Genomic DNA, 19,335 nt, shown 5'->3' with positions numbered 1-19,335 from the left:
CTTAAATTGCAACTTCTCTTACTCGCTCCTTGAATGCCAGTCCTTCAAAAATTTGGTCGTCAGTACAACCGTTGTACGACATGGTTAAGGCTTTTTCAGCCCAGCCTTCAGCTTCTTCCTCAGTCATTCCTTCGCTGATATAGCGCTGGATAAATAATTCACGACGAGATGGTGTGCCCGGATTTTCCATATACTCCACTTCAGTAGCTATCTCTTTACATGTCATACTTCTCTCACATCCTCCATTCCCTTAAATACAACTTGATGATCTTTGTTCTTTGGGATCAGGCGACTAATGATCTTAGGATCATACATCGCTTGTAACTCCTCGATTCGGTTGTTAGTAGTAATCAGCGTCGTCTTGCCTTTTCTAGCATTGACCACCTCATACATGCCGTTCTGCATGTCTACTCGGACTCCTTTATCCCGACCCATGCCCTCAGTACCAAAGTCATCCAGGATCAGCACTTCCGTTTTCTTCATCCAGTTAACAATGTTATCTACCTTAGGTATGAGGTCCTCTTTGTCGTACATGTTGTCATACATCCGTTTTAGCTCAGTAGTCGAAACAAACATCACGAACTTGCCGACTTTGCGAAACTCGTTAGCCATCGCCAGTGCTAGCGAGGTTTTACCAACCCCAGGCGTGCCCAGGAATACCACGTTGTAACTCTTTCCTTGCTCTACCAGTTCCTTAGTGATATTCAATGTTTGCCGTGCAACATACTTAGTCGCTTCAACATTTTCTTGGATATTGGGGCGCCAATCGCGAAAGGTAAATTCCTCAGGATTGCCATCAGGCCACACACTAAATTCTTCCCAGAATTTTTTCTTCATGCCCTTACGCCAAGCCTTTCGCTGCTTGTCCTCGAATTCCTTTTCTCTCCGCGCCCGTTGCTCAGGGGTTTCTTTCATGTTATCTACACTAATCCCCCTGCGCTTCGCTTCAGCAATTAACTTTAAAATAACCGGTGATAGTGCTAATTCCATGCTTTACCCTCCTCTCGTCACATATCATCAAAGCGGTGCGGATCAGTAAGATCAATCCGTGGTTTAGGATTTCGCCTATATCCGCTATACTGCTTTCTGCTTCTCTGCCTGTGTCTTTCATCATCCTGCTTAGCTTTCTCCAACGTATTAATGCCTTTTTTCTCATAATCTTCCAGGATCGGGATCATATACTTCAAATCAGGTTTATTAGCATACTTAACTTTTTGAATTACATACTTCAGTACGTCAGGTCCAAGTTTGGCATAGTATTCCGCTACCACTAATCCCCTTCTTTTATTCTTGATCCCTAGTCCTTCCAGCTCATCAATAGCATCATCTTCTGTGTAAGCTGCTGCGCCAGTAGTAGTATTAGTTAAGTTAGTATTTTGTACATCAGTACTTAGTAGGCTTCGATTTTCCTGCGTAGGATTTTCCCACGTTGGAAAATCGCATCTAGGTGGAATTGTTGATTTATCGCCATTCTTCATATCTTGAGGTCGTTCAATCAGTGTCCACTTACTTTCTTTAAATTGCCCATTAACTCTTACTCTTTCTATCCTCAAGTACCCACGTTTTATCAGTTCCTTCTTTCCCTCTCTAAAACTCGCTTCCCCATCGGTTGCGTGTGTCACAATCTCTTTTTGATAGAAATTCCAGTCATCAGGTCGGGACCATAAAAAGCCAAATATTCCTTTTGCTTTCCAAGAAATCTTTTTATCGTTCCAAATAGTGTTGTCAATAACTGTGTAATTGCGGGTATACTTCTTAGCGATTTTTACCATTCTTAAACCTCCTAGAACGGTAGGTCATCTTCATTGATTGGTCTTCCTTGTTGCGGATCAGGTTCCATGTAGCCAGTGTTCTGTTGACCACCTTGGTAACCTTGCTGGTTGCCCTGATACTGACCTTGATTATTACCTTGATAACCGTTGTTATACTGCTGGTTGCCCTGGTTCTGGTAACCACCCTGTTGGCCACCCTGTTTTTGATAACCTTGATTGCCGTAGTTCTGCTGACCATTGCCTTGATTGTCATTTCTGGAATCCAATAATGAGAACGAATCAACCACTACTTCAGTCACGTAAACCCGTTGCCCCTGCTGATTCTCGTAGTTTCTGGTTTGCAGTCGCCCATCAACCCCTACCAATCTTCCCTTGTGGGTGTAGTTAACAAGGTTCTCTGCTGACTTCCGCCAAATCACGCAGTTAATGAAATCTGCTTCCCGTTCTCCGGCTTGGTTTCGATACTGCCGGTCAACCGCCACGGTAAAGGTCGCTACTGCTACCCCACTATTTGTGAATTTTAGTTCAGGGTCTCTAGTCAAACGCCCTGTCAGTACTACTCGATTAATCATGATTTTTCCTCCTCGTCTAATTCTTTAATCCTGCTTGCTGTCATAACGCCTAACTTAATCAGATCAGCGCCCTCTAGCCTCACTGGTTTGATATGATACTTTGCTATAAACTCTCTAATCCCTATGGTGTGCTGTTCGGTATGGTGCTTACGGCATAGGGACATAAACCAAAACTTGCGATGATCTACTTTGCTTCTGCTTCGCCGTCCTATCGCCTGATAGTGAGCAAGATCAGCGCCTGGTTTACCGCAAATTACGCATAACCGCCGCATGATCGCCATTCGCTGCTTAGGATAGTCGTCAGGTATGCTATCCCACGTCCGTGTTTTAAACGGGATCCCCTCTTCAAACATGAAGTTTAGGATCGTCAGGATCGTGTAGCTACCAACCGTCACTGAGCAATCACTCAATGAGTAGTCAGGTAAGTTGAATGTCCGTGCCGTCATCCATTTGAACCGTTTCTCCCATTCGTCTGGTAAGTCACCTGTAAAATTGCAAAGGTCATTTATCAGGGCAAATATTTTTCCTCTCTGGTCAGGGCTAATCTTGCGGTTATCCACAAACTCAAGTCTGACCTGTGGAACACTGCCGTTGGCTAGCTTGCTGATCCTGGCCAAATCAATATCCTCATTAGGAGTTATTACAATCTGGTTGGGCTTAAGCTGGTTGACCTTGCCCATCAAGGCTGACTTCTTCAACGTATCCTACTTCCCCTAGCATTTCATTGGCTGTCGCAATCGCTTTTTTATAGTCGTTATCGTTCTGCATCTTGTAACCTTCGTTGTTAAATGCCCGTTTCATAATGTTCTTGATGATTGCCTCATTCCCTGCTTCGGGAAAAGCGCTTTGCAAACTATGAAACATTCCATTTAACTCATTACGTAGGTTTTGATTTATAGCACCATTAGAGCCGTTTTGAGAGCCGTTAGCCCGTTCCTTGGTATATTTCCCTTTGTTGACCTTGGACGGCTCCTGTTTGGTTTCTTTTTCTTCATACAAGTCGCCAACAGGTAAGTCTTCGTTGGCATAGATATTTAAACCCAACCCCATTTCAGCAATGCACTTTGCTAAGCACCGTTTTTGTGCCTTGTTGATCTCACCCATATCAGGATTGATTATTGCGTTGTTTCTATAGTCCATTACATACAAGGATTCACTGTACTCATTGCCTTCAACGGTCATGGTACAAGTAACCATCGTTCCTTTTGGAGTGGTCAGATAAGGAACATTCCGGCCGGTGAGTTGATACTGCCCTTGTAGCAGGATCATTTCTGGATATTCTTCCCAAACAGGCCCCTCAATGTTTGAATAATGCTTTGCAAGCAATCCGACTGCGTGAGGCCAACTTAAATATTTAAGTGGTCGCTTGTTAGGGTTCTTACTCCGTATCTCTCTAACAAACCCCGATACATCAATCTTGGACAACGTATCAAAGATCTCTTTTTTAGTGATTTTCTTTTCTGACATGTTTTACCTCCAGTTTCGGCCATTTTTCTTTCAAGGAGTCTACTGCCAAATCAACAACGAACGGGGGGCCAGTCAATTCAAGGACGGCTGTCTTAATCTTGCTGATTGTTTCGCCTGTTTGGGCATCCTTTGTGGTGATTTCCGTATGATCATCGCTTTCTAGGATAAAGCCGTGTTCTAAGGCATACCGTAGCTTGCCATTGATATACCGCTCACGCTTTAGCTTGCCTGTGCCTAATGGATACAAAGCTTTATTTTTATAGTCGATGATCTTATCGACTAACCCAGGGGCAACCCCCAAGTTCTTTGCCATCTCGTGAGCAATCTGCCTGTTTTCGGCGTCCTGTTCTTCGTGTTGTGCTTCTTGTGATTCTTCAATAAGCTCTTTCAACTCGGCATGAACTTCAACGGCTGGTGCCAAGGCTTCATCTAACTGCTTTTTCATTGCTTTTAGAACGTCTGTGACTTGCTTCTTTTTCTGTTTGAAGTCGGCTTCCTTTTCCTTGATAAAATCATTAACTTCTTTTTTGGCATCGTTAGCAGTCTTTCTACCATCAACACCATTCGTGACAAGCAAGCCCTTGTACTTTTTGGCATATCTCTCCGCCTCGGTGTTTATCGATTTAAGTTCTGTGTTATACTTTAATTGGTTTATGATTTTGATCTCGTTGTTTGCAACGGGATCTTTTTTTACGCTCTTGTTTACTCTACTTTGTGCCATCCGAACTTTTCCCTTCGTTTAATTTGAATTGGTTTGAGCAAGTCGACAAATATCATTCCGTCATGGACAATGGGTTCAAATCGATAAGTCATATCTTTAAGCGTTAGTGATGTAAGAATATCTATTTTTTTGATTGCTTCGGTTGGCCTAAATACGATGCCAGAGTTACCAATTTCACTAACCCATGTATACTTTGTCCAAGTTTTTTCATCGTATGGAACAAAGCAAATACATAACACCTTTGTTATAGGGTTTATCCCTACCTTTGCTCGGCCTTTATTAGGTAGCCATAAATCTCTAGTAAGCTTGGCATTTAAAGATATAGTTGTAGAAGAGATTGTCACCATTTTTTTAGTGGTAACATTGTTTATGCCTAAAGGCTTTATAAATTCAAATCCCGTTAAATCCATCTTTTTCCTCCTAATCAAATAAGTCAGGTCCCAGTGACCACATACCTGCTAACACCGTCACTACTAAAGGAATGAGTGCAATGGTGCCTAGCGTTCTGCTAAACCATGTTGATAAAATCAGTATTGTTATGAATTGGGCAATTATAACTACCCCATAGGCGTTTTGTAGCCGTCTGTATCTACCATTCTTTTTCATAGTTTGGGTCATACTCCTTAAGTAATTCTTTGATATCTAATCCGCCACCAAACAAGATTTCACATACATTGACTGTGTTCTCGAAATTACACATCATCAAATCGATCTCTTCTGGTGTTGATCCATCTTTGCTGTTGTTGTACAGCAAATCTCCCAGCTCGTACTTCAATTGCTCTTCTTGATGAGCTGTAATTTTAATTGTTTCCATAGCGCCTTCACTCGCCTTTTTCTAAAATCTGTCTTTGTATTTTTCTCTGAAATCGTCTAAATCATCGACGCACGTACACTTCTCATAACTTCTCACTCCAATCAATTCGGCCCCAGTTTTCGTCAAACCACTTTTTAGCTTTGCTGGCTAAAATGACAGTGGCACTTCTTCCGCCCGTTCCCTCTTTCAGGAAACACCAATCTTTGATCTCCTTGATATTCGGTTTTAAAATACACTCCGTAATCCATGCTTGATTTTTCTTGATATTGAGTTCTCTTTTTAGGTCCGCAATCGTCCAAGTTTTACCGATATAGTCTTTTTCTTTTAACTTCAGATATTCGACTTTATCGACAAGAACCATATTTTCAGGGACTTCAATCACTACTTCAGCTTTTAACGCTTGCATATCATCGCCCCCTATTCCTAATGACGTAACCACTCTTGCAACGAGTACGCACTCGCTACGATGATGCAAAAAATGATGATTCCTAGCGCTGTCACTTTCTCTCCTCCTCTCTGAAGTAGTCCAAGCTGACGTCCAAGGCGTCGGCAATCTTGCACATATTCTTAAATGATGGCTCTGAACCATCTTTATAACTTTGTAACGTACTTTCCCTCAATCCAGTCAGTTTACTTAACCGATACCTACTCATTTTTCTTTCTTCTAGCAATTTCTCTAACTTTCTCCACACATCACTCACCTCCACTAAATATTGTGTTATTTTTGGAATTTACTACTATATATCGTGGTATAATAACTGTTGTGAATTTAGCCTCCAAAAAATTCACAAATTCAACTAAGGAGTGGTTAAATGCCAAAACGTATTTCTGTAACTAGCGAATCTAAATCGGGGAGAAACTTAACATTTCACGATAATTTCAAAGGTCATGACATGACTCGTGCCCAATTTGTTAATGAAATAAGAAACGGAAACTATAAAAATTACTCTGTTCGTAAAATGAACGGTATTAATACTCCTGTCTCCAAGCCTGATAAAAGTCGCAATAACAATCTTGGCTAATCATCCACCATCTCAACCCGATATCCTTTAGCTTCAATAATGTCTTCGGGTGATATAGATGCAATCAATTCGCCAGATTCTTTGACAATATTGATTTCTCTATATTTTTTATTGGCAATTACAATAGTCGGTTGCAGATCATACACCGGCTTCATCCGAACCCTAAGCTCTGGCGCAGTTTCGCAGTCATCCTGTGTTACTACTGCTAAGAGCTTGGGGTTCTTTTCATCTGTCTCAATAATGATCCGTGCCACTTCATCCATCGGATCATTAATTTCGTCGGTCATCTCTTTAAATTCTTCAATAGTTCTATCTTTATCCATCACTTTGTAGCCCCCTCACTCAGTGCCATAATTTTGTTAATCTCTTGTTCAATCATCGCAGCTCCCCGCATGGTATACTCCCAGCGGATAAACCCATTTTCATCTAACATCTTGTGACAATATGCATTGCTGTCGGTGAATCTTGGCTTGATGTGCAACCGATTGGCAATTTCGCCAATTTTTAGGATCCACTCCTGACCTAATCCCAGGTAGTAAGCAATGTTGCTGGCGGTGTAATACTCGCCGTCATACTCTACTTCTGCTTCTTGGAATGTCATCTGACTTGGTCTTTCAAGCACTGGCATGATCCCTTCTGCTTCCAATAAATCTCTGATAAACTGTTCGCCCTTAGTTGTCCATTTCAACGAACGTCTTACTTCCCGATCTCCTGGCATAAAAATTTCGTAACTTGCTAATCCCAGCTCTGCATATTTCTGATAGACAAACCACTGACTACCTTTTTTAAAGATGATCCCCTTTTCATGCAAAAACTGGTTTAACTCTCTCCCACTCATGCCGTATTCCTTGGCAATCTCGGTAATAGTAATCAGTCCTTTATAACTGAGGTAACGGTCATATTTATCTGCCTTTGGTTGTAGTTCTTCGTTTTTCTTGACTTCCTTAGCCAACTCAATTAGCGCTTCACTGAATGTCTGTGGTAACTTGTATTGTGGCTGTTGTTTAATCTGTCCTTCCATTCGATTAAAAGCGTCAATGTATTTGAGTTTAAATTCATCTGCTTTACGTCCTGTAAATCCCATTGCTATGAATGTAAATCCATCACGATTGAGATAGTACATTTTATTTTGTTTACCACTTTTATCTGTATATGTTGCTTCTGCAAACATCTTTTTGTACTGAGCCGAATTTTCGGCTGAGTTAATTTTTGAACTAATTGCCTCTAAAACATGTTTATGTTGTTTTCCAAATGCTTCCGCCAAAATCAAGCTAGTTGTTACAGCTTGTTGGTCGTGCATGATCACCAAATTATTCATTATGTAGCCTCCTTTTTCTTTTTAATCCGAAATAAAAACTCAAAAAATAATTTCTTATTTTTATTTTAGTTTAATCCGAAATTTTATTTCAAAAAAATGTAGTCTACGGGGATCCCGTAAACTTCACTCATTTTTTTGATTGTACCCAATCGGATTAAATCTTCGTTATTTTCATAATCAGATAAGGTTTGATAACTAATACCTAACAACTTTGCCGCTTCTCTCAATGTCATACCCGCATTGACTCTCGCTGCTCTTACAGAAATCTTTGGCACTTCACATCACCCTCTTACTTAAAAAATACTATGTCTATCAAATTCAATAAGAATGTTGCCACTAGCAACGCAATGATTATGTCTTGTTTGTCTATCTTTTTCATTGTCTATCACGAGCCATTCAAGGTATACTAAAACCCGGGGCCTAAGCCCCTAAGTTTTAGTTAAACCAAGAAATCAGTTTATCTATTAGCGTTAAGATAAAATTCCCGACCGCAATCCAGAAGATTATCGTTTCACGCTTAGAACTTTTTTCTTGGTCTTTTTTTTGACCTTTTTTCAAAGCTCCTATTCTCCTTTCTTAGATTTACAAGGTATCAATCAACCTTACATGTATTATTATATTTCGTATTAAACCGAAAGTCAATGCTTTTTCCATATTTTTTTCAAATTAAACCGAATTATGATAATATTGGTTATATAAATAAGGAGGTAATTATAATGGCTCGAACAGAACTGACGCCTCAAGATAAAGAATATAAAAAAATAATCGCTGCTACTCTTAATGAATTATTGCAATTATCTGGGAAAAAGAAAGTAGATATTACTCGCCAAACTGGTATTCCAGCAAGTACTCTAACTGGATATTTTAACGGTATAGCATTGCCTTCCCCTCGGAATGTGCAAAAATTGGCTGACTTTTTCAACGTTTTGAAATCTGACGTTGATCCACGATTTAAAGAAATAAGTGAACAAAACGATGAAGGCTTAAAGATTAGATTGGATAGTAAATTCTCCCGCCTCACACTCCCCCGCAAACGCAAGGTCGTTGATTACGCCGATACTCAGCTTAAAGATCAGTGGCGTGAGGAAAACATCCACTCTATTAATGAAATGCAACGTACATATACTGTTGACGTTCTGGGCGCTGTTTCTGCTGGGACTGGTGAATGGCTTGACGAAGAACAACATAACCATGTAGCCGTTTCTGAACAGCCCCCTGTCTATGATTTCGCTGTTCGGGTCAACGGCGACTCTATGGAGCCTATGTTTGCTGATGAGCAGATTATCTACGTTAAACGGGTTGAGGGTACTGAAGAAGTACGGGACAACCAAATTGTGATTGCTGAATTGAATGGGAACGCTTATGTAAAAAAGATTGCTTTCGATGGCGACAGAGATAGTTGCCGTCTGATCTCTTTAAATAAGAAGTACACTGACATCATAGTTAAGCCTGATGACAGTTTTAAGGTCATCGGGGTGGTGGTTATCTAGTGTATTTTCAGAGAAAATAAACCAGCCCTACTATACCAACGTTTTGTAGCGGTGTGTATTTTCCAGAGAAAATAAAAAAGCTCTATGGCGTCCCATAGAACTTTTTAGTGCTTATAAGCTATCTGCCACCCCAGGCGCATAGGAATTCTAATGCAGTGCACTGCACTACTCCCATTCGGGAACCCAGCGTTAATCCTTCACAAGTAGCAAATATAAAATAAAAACCTTCACATTCGGGACTTACCCGCCGTCAATTCGGTTATGAAGGGATTGTCATGTATCTATCTTACCATATTATGGTAGACTATGTATGGAGCTAGCATCAGGATCCCTACGGGGACTGTTGCGGAAAACGCCTTTTGTTCTACCTAGTGTGGAATGGAAGGCGTTTTTTTATGACTGTTGCATAAAATGCAATAGTCAACTGTTCGGAATTATCGAATCGTTACAAATAAAAAAGCCTTTCTGTCGACGAGAACAGAAAGGGACGGTATAGACAATCAATACGGTAACCAACCGCATTCTTATGAAGATAACCAATCTTCAATCGAGATATAAACCTTGATACCAACTGAATTATACATATACCACATCGATATTGTCAATTGATGCCTATAGAATATTTTTTTGCTATCATGTACAATCAATTCTGGTACATAAAGATTAACTTGTACCAGAATCGAGGTGAAACCTTGATACCTAATTTAATAACGCTAGGCTTAACCATCCTAGCAAGTGTTATATCTGACTTAATTTCAGACGAGATTAAAAATCGCTATAAGCGAAAACATTAATCTTCGATGATTAATTCAGACCTTAAAGCAGATGTGGTAGCAAGCAACCCAACATCTGCTTTTTATTATACCATACAACTATATTCAGCTATCCACCCTACTCTCTAAAAAGCTTTCTAAATATGTTGACTTTTACTAGTTCATGAACTATAATATAAATATAGAAAGGAGATGAAAAGTATGGCAAAGAAAAATAAAAAGAAGAATCCTGAAACATCTGAAAAAATTGCTAAATACGCAATGATAGGTGCCTGGGCAGTACCTGCAACAGAGCTGATAAAAGCAATCGACGATGCTATCAAAATTCTTCTAAAGCATTAATTTAATTGAGGTAAGACGTAAAGCCTTACCTCTTTGCCATACATTATACTATGACTAGAAAAGAAAAGAAATACTATGCATGGGCTGGTGTAGCTATCTTACTGGCTATCATAATTAAATTGTTAAGGTGGTTATTTTTATAATGGTTGAAAGTTTATCTCAGAAAAAAGCGACTAAGAAATGGAATGAAAAAAATAGAGCGCATCGCTCCTATTTATCAGCTAGGGGCACTGCTAGGAGCTTCATCAGAAACAAGGCTACCCTAGATGATTTAAACGACTTGGAACAATTAATTACTAGCCGTCGTAAGTATCTATCAGAGGAGTGAAACCATGACCAACGTCCTGATGTCATAAAAAATCAGATATTTACTAGTCCATCCCCCGTTTTTCGGGGGTTGTATTAATGCATTGAATCGAACGTATATTCTAAGGAAATGATAAAATGGCAAGCTATCGTAAATTGAATGGAAAATGGCAAGCGCGAATTTCATGGTATGACGATGACGGCAAGCGTCACTACAAAACTAAAGCTGGTTTCTCTACTAAGCCTGAGGCCAAACGGTGGGCAAGGACGATTGAAGAACAGAAAGATAACGGGACGATCTCAGCAAAAAACATCTCTTTCGCAGCATACTTCAAAGAGTGGTTTGAAATATATAAGAAGAATAAAATAGCTGTCGTAACCGCTAGGCTTTATGACTCAATTTACAAAAATCTAGAAGAATATTTTGGAAACAAAAAAATCGATAAAGTTACCAGGCGTGACTACCAGATATTTATAAATAAATTTGGAGAAACGCATGCAAAAGTGACAGTTAAGAAAGTCCATTCAATTATTAAATCGGTTGTTTCCTCAGCTATGTATGACAATCTTATCCCCAGGGATTTTACACATAATATCGAACTTTCATGGAATGCAGACCGAACCATGGTTGTTGACTATTTAAATATGAATGAAATCAACGCTGTTATTGATAAATGCAAGGAAAAAATGGATCCTAGCTATACAAGTCGGTACATGATTTTAACGGCTTTTTATACTGGTTTCAGGCTGTCAGAGATAGCCGCACTAACCTGGAATGACATTAATTTTAACTGGAAAACGATAACTGTAAATAAGTCTTGGAATTACCATACTCGTACCTTTAAAGACACTAAAAATGCCAGCTCTAAGAGAATAATCAGAGTTAACCAAGGTTTGCTAGATATCCTAAAATCGTTGCAGTCAAACAATAAAGAACTAGTTTTTGAAAACAAATTTGGCACTGTTCCTACTTCAGAGGCTGTCAATAAGAAACTCCGTGAGCTTTTAAAAGAATGCAATATCCAAAAAAAGTCATATCACTTTCACAGCATCAGGCACTCTCATGTAGCAATGCTGTTATATAACAACGTTGATATTTATGCTATTTCTAAGCGCCTCGGTCATTCTGACATCACAACTACAACCAGAAAATATGCTTATATGCTTGAAGAATTAAAATCCAAGTCTGATAGTCATATCGAGCAAATCTTAGATGAATTAGATACAAAAAAAGATACTGAACTACCCCTAAAAAGAAGTAATTCAGTACCTCGGTGACATTTTGGTGGCATAATACCGCTGAAACGCCTATAAAATAAGGAAGTTGTATGGAGATGGCGGGAGTCGAACCCGCGTCCAAGCATATCGCCACCTAAACCTCTACGTTCATAGTCATGTTATTTAAATTTCGCTAGCAGCTCCGCCACACAACCCGGCTAACACTACTAACTATCCTGATGATCTCTTTTTGCTACTGCAGGTGGAAGTAAGCAAACGTAGTCCACTTAGTATAAAACCCAGCACCACAATATGGACGATCGTGGGTGGATTTACGCTAAGCTGTTTTTAGGCAGCTACTGCGTAAGAGTAGTTATTATTTTTTGCAGTTATATTTAACTGAGCGTTTTAAGGTAGTCGCAACCTACCAAACGCAATTTAGGCTCGACCTATACCTGTCGAATCCATAACATCCCCGTAATACTACTAATTATAGCATAGATAATTAATAGCACCAAAAAATTTACTCAGTATACAATAACTGGTTCATTCTGAACTAAATTTCCATAAGCCTTAGCCATCTCAGCTGGTTGGGTATTGGCACAACCACCTGAACCATAATTCAAATATGCTTTAGGTGACCAATCTTTCCGCCAACCAGCATCATGAAAACCGCAACCACTGTCTGTAAACTGTGCCCAGTAACTTACTTTCTGCTCATACTTTCCACGGTTAGCAGCATAACCCCGCAGAACTGACGGCGATTGCTTATACATAATGTAGTACACTCCTGTTGGCGTATCCTCATGCGTTGCCTGATTTCCCGTTACTACTCGGAAACTCTGCACCATCTGCCCATCCCGGTACAGCCAAGCACGTTGTTCAGCAATCGAAATCACTGCATAGGTCTTACCCAGTCCATTATTATCTAAACCATAGCCCAAGCCACCAGTATTATATCCTAAACCATAAATATCTTGCCGACCGTCTACTTGCTTTTTCCCGGTTAGTAGTGCTTGAGAAAGGGTCTTACGTGCCTTAGTGGTGCTCAACTCCCACCCATAGGACTCATTTTGAACGGTTATAGTGCTTCCACCTGGAGTAGTGAAATCATAGCGTTTATGCAGAGTTCCCTGCTCATTATTAATCTTGGTAATGAGCTTACGTAGCGGGGCATCATCATAATCATACTTACCATCATGATAAGTAACCTTGCTAAATGCATCCGCCACTGTGATAGTATGCTTCTTATCCACAACTGTATATTCAACTTGGCGATCGACCAATCTATCCAGCTTACGTTGTTGCCTTTTAACAGTTGCACTTGTTGCCGTTACAGGTTGCACGATTTTCTTTTTAAGTCTAATCGTTGCTTGATATAGTTGGTGATCATACTCCTGCATGATCTTAGCAACGTTATACTGGTTACCCTTTCGCGCAGGAACAACCGTCACTTTATTATTTACTAATTGAGCATATGCATCTTGGGCCGGATTTCGTTTTTGATTTAGTTGCTCCAATTTTGTTTGTAGAGCTTGGCGTAAAACATTCTCCCGGTAACTATTCTTTTGTTGTGGTTGGAGGTGGTAATTATGGTTTACCTTATGGGGAAAGAAGCTATATTGTTGCTGCATAATTTTCTCTAGTGCTGGTAAATCTGCCTGTGAAATATGCGCACTTGTCGTTTTCCCAGTCACTATGAGGGTCTGACCTACGTAGACTTGATTACTCCACTGTACCTTTTTCAAACGTGCCAATGCCTCATCTGCAGTCAGCCCCCCAACGTCGATCCCATTGATCTTGACGCTACGGTTGAAATGTGTACGTTGGTGGCGGTTCATCACAAAACCCCCGATGCCGATAACAATAATCACTAATGCTACCAGTAATACCCATATGTTACTCCGTGTCTGTTTACGATGTGTTCGCTTCATACTAAAATCATTCCTTTTTATCGGCACTTATCTCAATAAGATGCCATTTGGTCCATCGTCTTGTTCAGTAACTGATCAACAAAAACATTTCCACTATTATTTGCATGTCCTTTAGTCCATGACCACTGCAAGTGGGTAAATTGTGGCAATAGCTGACTGACAATTTCCCACAAAGGCTGGTTTAGAACTGGCGTACCATCGCTCTTGCGCCAACCGCGTCGTTGCCAACTTTGTAGCCAGCCCTTTTCAATAGCGTTTAGCACATAGCGTGAATCTAACACCAAGGTGATCGGGGCATCTTTTTGCCCCAATTCTAATAACCTAGTCAGGGCAGCTACCAGTGCCATAATCTCCATCCGATTATTGGTGCTCCCATATTCGCCCCCAGTATCACTAACATGCTGACCATCAGGGAGAATGATCAGGTATGCCCAGGCAGCCTTATCATCTGCCTTGACGTGCTGCCCCTTTACGTTTCCATGGTTCCGTGAACCACCATCAGTATATACGAACACCTCTCCGGGTCGCTTAGCTAGCACTGCCGGTTGCTTCTTAGATGGCGTCGGTCTCTCTGGCGAAGCGCCATTAAGCCAGGCTTCTGCTGCAGCTCTACTGCTAAAACTCTTATAGCTAGCTTTAGGAAAACCACTAACCATCGCTTGGCATTCAGACCAGGTCAGATATATTCCTGGCTTCCGCCCACGAGCAACTGCATAGAATTTTCGTGCCATCATTCCACCTCATTTCTTTAAATTTATTATACTAAAAAAATCCCCGCTAACCAATGCGGGGACTTTAGTATCTCTAGTAGTGATAATCATTCTACAGCTACTTCCTGATGTAGATCGTGAATAACTTTTTCTAAACGCGATAATGGCTGCTCTAAAGTCAGGTAATAGAAACTTTGCAGTCCATTTTTCTTAAACGAAACCAAATTAGCTTCGCGAAGAATTTTTAAATGGTGCGACACTGCCGGCTGTGTAATTGACATTTGCCGTGTGATTTCTGTCACTGTCATTCCATCATCCATATGGTGGAAAAGCAGAATAATAATTCGTTGGCGGTTGCGGTCAGCTAGAGCATTAATAATATCAAAGTTATCAACAAAGTTATTCAATGCTTCATCCCTGGTAATGCTGGCATTAACTGTAGGCATAGTAACACACTCCTTTCGAATATTATCCTTACACCCCAACTGAAATGTATCATTAAAAGCAATGAATATCAAATATAATGAATTATTCCCTAAATATACAAGTATAATGAAAAAAACATGCTAGTAGCCCCTGCTAGTACAAATAAGTGCCACAACACATGACTATACCGCCCCCACTTGCGACTATATATCCAAGCACCAACTGTATACAAGATACCCCCACTAACTAGTAACAATAATCCAGTCATTCCCAAAGATTGGAACAACTGGCGTCCACCACATAGGCACAGCCACCCCATTCCAATATAAATTAATGTTTCGATTGCTTGTGACCGGTTGTTACCAATAATATGGTAAAGAGCACCACCAATCCCCAAGCTCCAAATCATGATCAAAATGACGATCCCTTTCAGCCCCGGGATAGCAAGCAAACAATACGGTGTATAGGTTCCAACAATTAATAAGTAGATGCTACAATGATCCAGGATCTGAAAAAATCGTGCTGCCCGCGTAAAGTACAAGCTGTGAAATAGCGTTGAAAATAAAAACAATAAAATTAACGTTACCCCATAAACAGCAAAAACAGTTGCTTGCAGGGGCGCATGATTGCCAGCCGCTTTAATTTCCAAAAGTACTAAAGCAGCAATCGCCAATGCCACTCCTACTCCATGGGTAATGGCACTCCAAACTTCATTGATAATTTGCTCGCGTTTTGTTAGCATCCTATCTCCCTCTTTATTTTTTAAGTTTATTATATCTAGTTTTTAAATCTAGTTCAAGGGAACTTTAATATAATAAACTTTTACTCTCAATTAAGGTGGTATAATATTAACTAAGAATATCGGAGGTAAAGATCATGCCTGAAACCAATATTACAACTATCTTGACTGAACTTAAGAAACATCAATTGCCATTGTGGCACGAATTCCCAGATTTTAATTTGTATATGGATCAATTAGTCAGTCTCAGCAATCGTTATATTGAGCCTTTGACTGGAAATAAAATCACCCCCTCGATGGTTAATAGCTATGTAAAAAAGAAGATTATGTCTAAACCCCTCAAAAAGAAATACCAAGCTGAACATATGGCGGAATTGCTAGTGATCAGTTTGCTCAAAACAGTATATGCTCTTGATACGGTCCGAACAGGTCTTCAATTTACCAAGGCTAAGTACGGCAGTGCAATTGCATATGATCACTTTGCTAATTATTTTAATGAGCTCCTTTCAACGATCACTATTGTCGATGATGACATCAGCAACATTTCTCCTAAGGACTCCATTCCCGTTGTAGAACAATTCGCGATCCAAGCTGTTTTATACAAAAAAATTGGTGAGAAGCTTATCAGCGACCTTCCCCAAGGATAGCCGTATATGCAAAACGAGGCTAGAAGAAAGCAAAACTTTCTTCTAGCCTCGTTTTTATTCATTAAATAGCTCACAGATATCAGAAAAATAACTGCAAGTCCAAACCACAAATACGAGCAAAAGTTATTCCTACTCATATTTTTCTATATTAATTGGCCAACGTAATAGTGAATTGCCATCGTGATAATCCCGATCACAATATTTCTGAGCATAGCGCGGAACATATTGGCTTTTCCCAACTTAGCACTGATTAACCCGGTCAAAGCTACTGATACTACCACAGCCAAGATAGTTGTTTGCCACCGTAAATTTGCCGGAGCATAAAGCATTGCTGCCAGGGGAAAAATTCCGCCCAGCGCTGCTGAGAACAGTGATGAGAAAGCAGCAGCCCACGGGCTTAAATACTGGTCTAACTCAAACCCATTTCTAACGTTGACCATTACTGCTAAGGCGCGATCACTTGCCAATAACTCATCAGCAATTGCTACTGCCGTATGGTGACTAACTCCTTTGTCCACATAATATTCAACCAGTTCCCTATGTTCTTGAGTAGGATCATTCTGCAAACGGAGTCTTTCTTCAGCCACCGCCACTTTTTCAGTATCACGCTGCACACTAACCGAAGCATATTCCCCAGCTGCCATTGATAAGGCACACGCTACCAAAGCAGATAAGCCTGCCAGCAGAATCGTAAATCTATCAGTTGTTGCAGCTGCGACTGAGAATAGCACTCCCACCACGGACAAGATTCCGTCATTTGAGCCAAGCACTCCCGCCCGAAGCGCGTTCATCTCTTCTTCCATTGTCTTTTCCGCATCTTTTTTCATGTTAATCCTCCTAGCTGCTAGAACATTCTACCCAAAAAGTAGGTCACAAACATCGTTAACATTCCTGATACCACGTTGCGGATCGTCCCGTGTAACTTACTGGAATGGCTCAAAACAGCGGCAAAATAACCAGTCAAAATTAGAGCAATAACCACTGCTACCATCGTTCCTAAAATCCGATATGTAGTTGGAATAATCAAAATGGCCAATAATGGCAGGGCCGCCCCAGTTGGAAATGCGATCATTGATGCTAATGCAGCTGCATAAGCACTGATTTTCTTTTCTAAGTCAAAACCATATTTCTCGCGTACAATTGTTTTCAGAGGCGTCTTGGCTAACATCTCTGCCACTGCCGCCTCCGCCAAATGAGAACTGATCCCCGTTTGTAACAATTTATCTTTTAAAAATTGTTCTTGGCCGGAAAAATCTGTATCTAGTGCATGTTGCTCTCGCGCAACAGCTGCAATTTGTGCATCACGTTGCGAGTGTACCGACACATATTCTCCCATCGCCATCGAAATTGATCCAGCTAACATGCCAGCAAGACCAGAGATCAAGATTCCCCATTTACTGATACTGGCTCCGGCAACCCCTAAAACAATTCCGGCAACAGAGATAATGCCATCATTGGCTCCCATCACAGCAGCTCGAAGAACATTAATTTTTTCTGCTAAAGTGCTTTTCTCTTTGCCCATACATCCCGCTCCTTAATTTATAAAAAATATAATCTACTACAAATTATAAATTAATCATTGATAATTACAAGAGCAAATTAAAAAAGAGTCGTTTAAAAACGACTCTTTTAGCAACTGCTAGCAATAATTATTTAACTGATGGTGTACCTAACCAGCCAATAATTTCCTTGACAGTATCAACGATTGCTTGCTTACCTGGTGCAAGTAACTTACGTGGATCGTACCCCTTGCCTTCTTGGTCCTTGCCAGCTTCGATGTACTTACGAGTTGCTGCAGCAAATGCCAATTGGTTTTCAGTGTTGATGTTAACCTTGGAAATACCAAGCTTGATTGCCTTTTCGATTTGTTCTTGTGGAATACCAGAACCACCGTGCAATACTAATGGAGTGTCGATTGCTTCAGCGATTTCTTGTAAGCGGTCAAAGTGCAGACCCTTCCAGTTTTCTGGGTATTGGCCGTGGATGTTACCGATACCGCAAGCCAAGTAGTCAACGCCTAAAGCAGCGATTTGCTTAGCTTCTTCAACGCTAGCTAATTCACCTTCACCAACAACACCGTCTTCTTCACCACCGATTGAACCAACTTCGGCTTCAACAGAAATGCCCTTAGCATGTGCTAACTTAACGATTTCTGCAGTCTTTTCCAAGTTTTCTTCGAATGGCAAGTCGTGGCCGTCGAACATAACTGAAGAATAGCCTGCTTCGATACATGCCTTAGCTGCTTCGTAGTTACCGTGGTCTAAGTGCATGATAACTGGAACAGTGATCCCCATGATGCGGATTTGTTCTTCAACTAAAGTCTTAACAAACTTGTAGTCACCCATGTACTTAGCAGCACCCATTGATACTTGGATCAATACAGGTGTGTTAGTTTCTTGGGCAGCTTGAAGAATAGCTTGAGTCCATTCCAAGTTGTTAGTGTTGAATGCACCAACTGCGTAGTGACCTTCACGAGCAGCTTGGTAAATAGCATTACCGTTTACGAATACTGACATAAAACAGCCTCCTAAAAAAATTCACATCTAAACTTACTCTAATGAGTACATGTTCATTCTACCACAATTATTTTGAAAATAGAGAATAATTTACAAAAGATGCTTACAAACAACTAAATTTATCCGCTTTTATCAGGTTTATTAAGCAATATGATTTTCGCGAAGAATCTTTTCAACGATTTCATCCATTTCCGACGTCCGTTTCCAGCGTTCAAAATGATCCAGATTTTCATCCGGCATGAAAAAGTTTTCATTAATATACCGCTCATATGTTATCACATTTTGTGATCGGGGAATATTCAACTGGAGGATCCGAACTTGCTTGATGTATCCGCGGGCAGCTGCTAGCTCAGCCCGCCCATTTTGAACCATATTCGAAACTTCATAGTACTTTTCTCCATCGTTAAGGGTTATTTCCTCAATTAGGGTCAAAATTTCATGACTCTTTAGTTTCTTTTCACTCTGCATTATCTAACCTCTCCTCAGCATTTATCTGCATCTATTATACCTATTTTGATAACAAACCAAAATCATCCCAAAAAGAAAAC

At 40.4% G+C, this 19,335-nt stretch carries 27 protein-coding genes and 1 other RNA gene; 5 read left to right on the top strand and 23 right to left on the bottom strand.

All coding sequences use genetic code 11. The features are described 5' to 3' along the window. Position 1: 1 nt before the first annotated feature. The 11 genes from G541_RS0108480 to G541_RS0108425 form a co-directional block, all read right to left on the bottom strand. The gene (locus G541_RS0108480; RefSeq protein WP_027827144.1) at positions 2-226 is read right to left on the bottom strand and encodes a hypothetical protein; all 225 of its coding nucleotides are present in this window, start codon (positions 224-226) and stop codon (positions 2-4) included. Next, positions 223-990 carry an ATP-binding protein gene (locus G541_RS09820; RefSeq protein ID WP_051174636.1) on the bottom strand — a complete coding sequence of 256 codons (768 nt, stop codon included), beginning with the start codon at positions 988-990 and terminating at the stop codon, positions 223-225. Before G541_RS09820 ends, G541_RS0108480 begins: the two co-directional genes overlap by 4 nt. Positions 991-1,007: 17 nt before the next feature. Continuing rightward, the gene (locus G541_RS10060; protein WP_051174634.1) at positions 1,008-1,772 is read right to left on the bottom strand and encodes a DnaD domain protein; all 765 of its coding nucleotides are present in this window, start codon (positions 1,770-1,772) and stop codon (positions 1,008-1,010) included. Positions 1,773-1,783: 11 nt separating this feature from the next. Continuing rightward, complete coding sequence (gene ssb / locus G541_RS09810; protein ID WP_035163295.1) at positions 1,784-2,344, bottom strand: single-stranded DNA-binding protein; 561 nt, start codon at positions 2,342-2,344, stop codon at positions 1,784-1,786. Further along, a complete protein-coding gene (locus G541_RS0108460; protein WP_235806333.1) occupies positions 2,341-3,042 on the bottom strand; it encodes a putative HNHc nuclease in 702 nt (233 codons plus the stop codon). The genes ssb and G541_RS0108460 overlap by 4 nt, the downstream gene beginning before the upstream one ends. Beyond that, positions 3,002-3,811 (bottom strand): Sak single strand annealing protein, encoded by an 810-nt coding sequence (locus G541_RS10055; RefSeq protein ID WP_051174631.1) that lies wholly within the window; start codon positions 3,809-3,811, stop codon positions 3,002-3,004. The genes G541_RS0108460 and G541_RS10055 overlap by 41 nt, the downstream gene beginning before the upstream one ends. Then, complete coding sequence (locus G541_RS10050) at positions 3,789-4,532, bottom strand: hypothetical protein (RefSeq protein ID WP_027827142.1); 744 nt, start codon at positions 4,530-4,532, stop codon at positions 3,789-3,791. Before G541_RS10050 ends, G541_RS10055 begins: the two co-directional genes overlap by 23 nt. Beyond that, complete coding sequence (locus tag G541_RS0108445) at positions 4,514-4,942, bottom strand: hypothetical protein (protein WP_027827141.1); 429 nt, start codon at positions 4,940-4,942, stop codon at positions 4,514-4,516. Before G541_RS0108445 ends, G541_RS10050 begins: the two co-directional genes overlap by 19 nt. Positions 4,943-5,121: 179 nt before the next feature. Then, positions 5,122-5,346 (bottom strand): hypothetical protein, encoded by a 225-nt coding sequence (locus tag G541_RS0108435; RefSeq protein WP_027827139.1) that lies wholly within the window; start codon positions 5,344-5,346, stop codon positions 5,122-5,124. Positions 5,347-5,428: 82 nt separating this feature from the next. Continuing rightward, positions 5,429-5,752 (bottom strand): DUF771 domain-containing protein, encoded by a 324-nt coding sequence (locus tag G541_RS0108430; protein ID WP_027827138.1) that lies wholly within the window; start codon positions 5,750-5,752, stop codon positions 5,429-5,431. 91 nt (positions 5,753-5,843) lie between these two features. Then, on the bottom strand, positions 5,844-6,038 hold the full coding sequence (locus G541_RS0108425) for a helix-turn-helix domain-containing protein (protein WP_027827137.1): 195 nt from the start codon (positions 6,036-6,038) through the stop codon (positions 5,844-5,846). Between the two features lie 120 nt (positions 6,039-6,158). On the opposite strand from G541_RS0108425, the gene G541_RS0108420 reads away from it, so the two are divergent. After that, entirely contained in the window at positions 6,159-6,368 is a 210-nt protein-coding gene (locus G541_RS0108420; RefSeq protein WP_027827136.1) for a hypothetical protein, read from the top strand. Here G541_RS0108420 and G541_RS09800 read toward each other — a convergent pair. The 3 genes from G541_RS09800 to G541_RS0108405 all read right to left on the bottom strand — a co-directional run bounded on the left by G541_RS09800 (position 6,365) and on the right by G541_RS0108405 (position 7,961). Then, entirely contained in the window at positions 6,365-6,691 is a 327-nt protein-coding gene (locus tag G541_RS09800; protein ID WP_035163290.1) for a hypothetical protein, read from the bottom strand. The two genes, G541_RS0108420 and G541_RS09800, sit on opposite strands and share 4 nt — an antisense overlap. Then, entirely contained in the window at positions 6,691-7,686 is a 996-nt protein-coding gene (locus G541_RS10505; RefSeq protein WP_081654813.1) for a phage regulatory protein/antirepressor Ant, read from the bottom strand. The genes G541_RS09800 and G541_RS10505 overlap by 1 nt, the downstream gene beginning before the upstream one ends. Positions 7,687-7,769: 83 nt before the next feature. Beyond that, positions 7,770-7,961, bottom strand: a complete 192-nt coding sequence (locus G541_RS0108405; RefSeq protein ID WP_027827135.1) for a helix-turn-helix domain-containing protein — start codon at positions 7,959-7,961, stop codon at positions 7,770-7,772. A gap of 441 nt (positions 7,962-8,402) precedes the next feature. On the opposite strand from G541_RS0108405, the gene G541_RS0108395 reads away from it, so the two are divergent. From G541_RS0108395 to G541_RS0108380, 3 genes are all read left to right on the top strand, one after another. Then, positions 8,403-9,176: a LexA family transcriptional regulator gene (locus G541_RS0108395; protein ID WP_027827134.1), complete on the top strand. Its 774-nt coding sequence runs from the start codon at positions 8,403-8,405 to the stop codon at positions 9,174-9,176. A gap of 974 nt (positions 9,177-10,150) precedes the next feature. Next, the gene (locus G541_RS10555; RefSeq protein WP_155824572.1) at positions 10,151-10,291 is read left to right on the top strand and encodes a hypothetical protein; all 141 of its coding nucleotides are present in this window, start codon (positions 10,151-10,153) and stop codon (positions 10,289-10,291) included. A 444-nt stretch (positions 10,292-10,735) separates the two neighbouring features. After that, the gene (locus G541_RS0108380) at positions 10,736-11,875 is read left to right on the top strand and encodes a site-specific integrase (protein WP_027827132.1); all 1,140 of its coding nucleotides are present in this window, start codon (positions 10,736-10,738) and stop codon (positions 11,873-11,875) included. A gap of 48 nt (positions 11,876-11,923) precedes the next feature. Here G541_RS0108380 and ssrA read toward each other — a convergent pair. The 5 genes from ssrA to trhA all read right to left on the bottom strand — a co-directional run bounded on the left by ssrA (position 11,924) and on the right by trhA (position 15,627). Further along, positions 11,924-12,292, bottom strand: a transfer-messenger RNA (tmRNA) gene (gene ssrA, locus G541_RS10300). A 50-nt stretch (positions 12,293-12,342) separates the two neighbouring features. Continuing rightward, entirely contained in the window at positions 12,343-13,749 is a 1,407-nt protein-coding gene (locus G541_RS0108375) for a L,D-transpeptidase family protein (protein WP_027827131.1), read from the bottom strand. A 32-nt stretch (positions 13,750-13,781) separates the two neighbouring features. Continuing rightward, positions 13,782-14,480, bottom strand: coding sequence for a ribonuclease H family protein (locus tag G541_RS0108370; RefSeq protein WP_027827130.1), 699 nt, complete (start codon positions 14,478-14,480; stop codon positions 13,782-13,784). An 86-nt stretch (positions 14,481-14,566) separates the two neighbouring features. Further along, complete coding sequence (locus tag G541_RS0108360) at positions 14,567-14,905, bottom strand: ArsR/SmtB family transcription factor (protein ID WP_009550715.1); 339 nt, start codon at positions 14,903-14,905, stop codon at positions 14,567-14,569. Positions 14,906-14,994: 89 nt separating this feature from the next. Then, complete coding sequence (gene trhA, locus G541_RS0108355; RefSeq protein WP_009550717.1) at positions 14,995-15,627, bottom strand: PAQR family membrane homeostasis protein TrhA; 633 nt, start codon at positions 15,625-15,627, stop codon at positions 14,995-14,997. A gap of 134 nt (positions 15,628-15,761) precedes the next feature. Between trhA and G541_RS0108350 the strand changes: the two genes are divergently transcribed. Further along, positions 15,762-16,271 carry a DUF1836 domain-containing protein gene (locus tag G541_RS0108350; RefSeq protein WP_027827129.1) on the top strand — a complete coding sequence of 170 codons (510 nt, stop codon included), beginning with the start codon at positions 15,762-15,764 and terminating at the stop codon, positions 16,269-16,271. 143 nt (positions 16,272-16,414) lie between these two features. Here G541_RS0108350 and G541_RS0108345 read toward each other — a convergent pair whose 3' ends face one another. From G541_RS0108345 to G541_RS0108330, 4 genes are all read right to left on the bottom strand, one after another. Further along, positions 16,415-17,098, bottom strand: a complete 684-nt coding sequence (locus G541_RS0108345) for a VIT1/CCC1 transporter family protein (protein ID WP_027827128.1) — start codon at positions 17,096-17,098, stop codon at positions 16,415-16,417. Between the two features lie 17 nt (positions 17,099-17,115). Next, on the bottom strand, positions 17,116-17,793 hold the full coding sequence (locus G541_RS0108340) for a VIT1/CCC1 transporter family protein (RefSeq protein ID WP_009550722.1): 678 nt from the start codon (positions 17,791-17,793) through the stop codon (positions 17,116-17,118). A gap of 127 nt (positions 17,794-17,920) precedes the next feature. Then, positions 17,921-18,787, bottom strand: a complete 867-nt coding sequence (gene fba / locus G541_RS0108335) for a class II fructose-1,6-bisphosphate aldolase (protein ID WP_009550724.1) — start codon at positions 18,785-18,787, stop codon at positions 17,921-17,923. Between the two features lie 141 nt (positions 18,788-18,928). Further along, positions 18,929-19,255 carry a hypothetical protein gene (locus G541_RS0108330; protein WP_009550726.1) on the bottom strand — a complete coding sequence of 109 codons (327 nt, stop codon included), beginning with the start codon at positions 19,253-19,255 and terminating at the stop codon, positions 18,929-18,931. Positions 19,256-19,335 lie beyond the last annotated feature (80 nt).

This window comes from Ligilactobacillus saerimneri DSM 16049 (assembly GCF_000423265.1).
GTDB classification, from domain to species: Bacteria; Bacillota; Bacilli; order Lactobacillales; family Lactobacillaceae; genus Ligilactobacillus; species Ligilactobacillus saerimneri.
The sequence above is the reverse complement of the archived record's forward strand: the minus strand, read 5'-3'. Positions and strand labels throughout refer to the sequence as shown.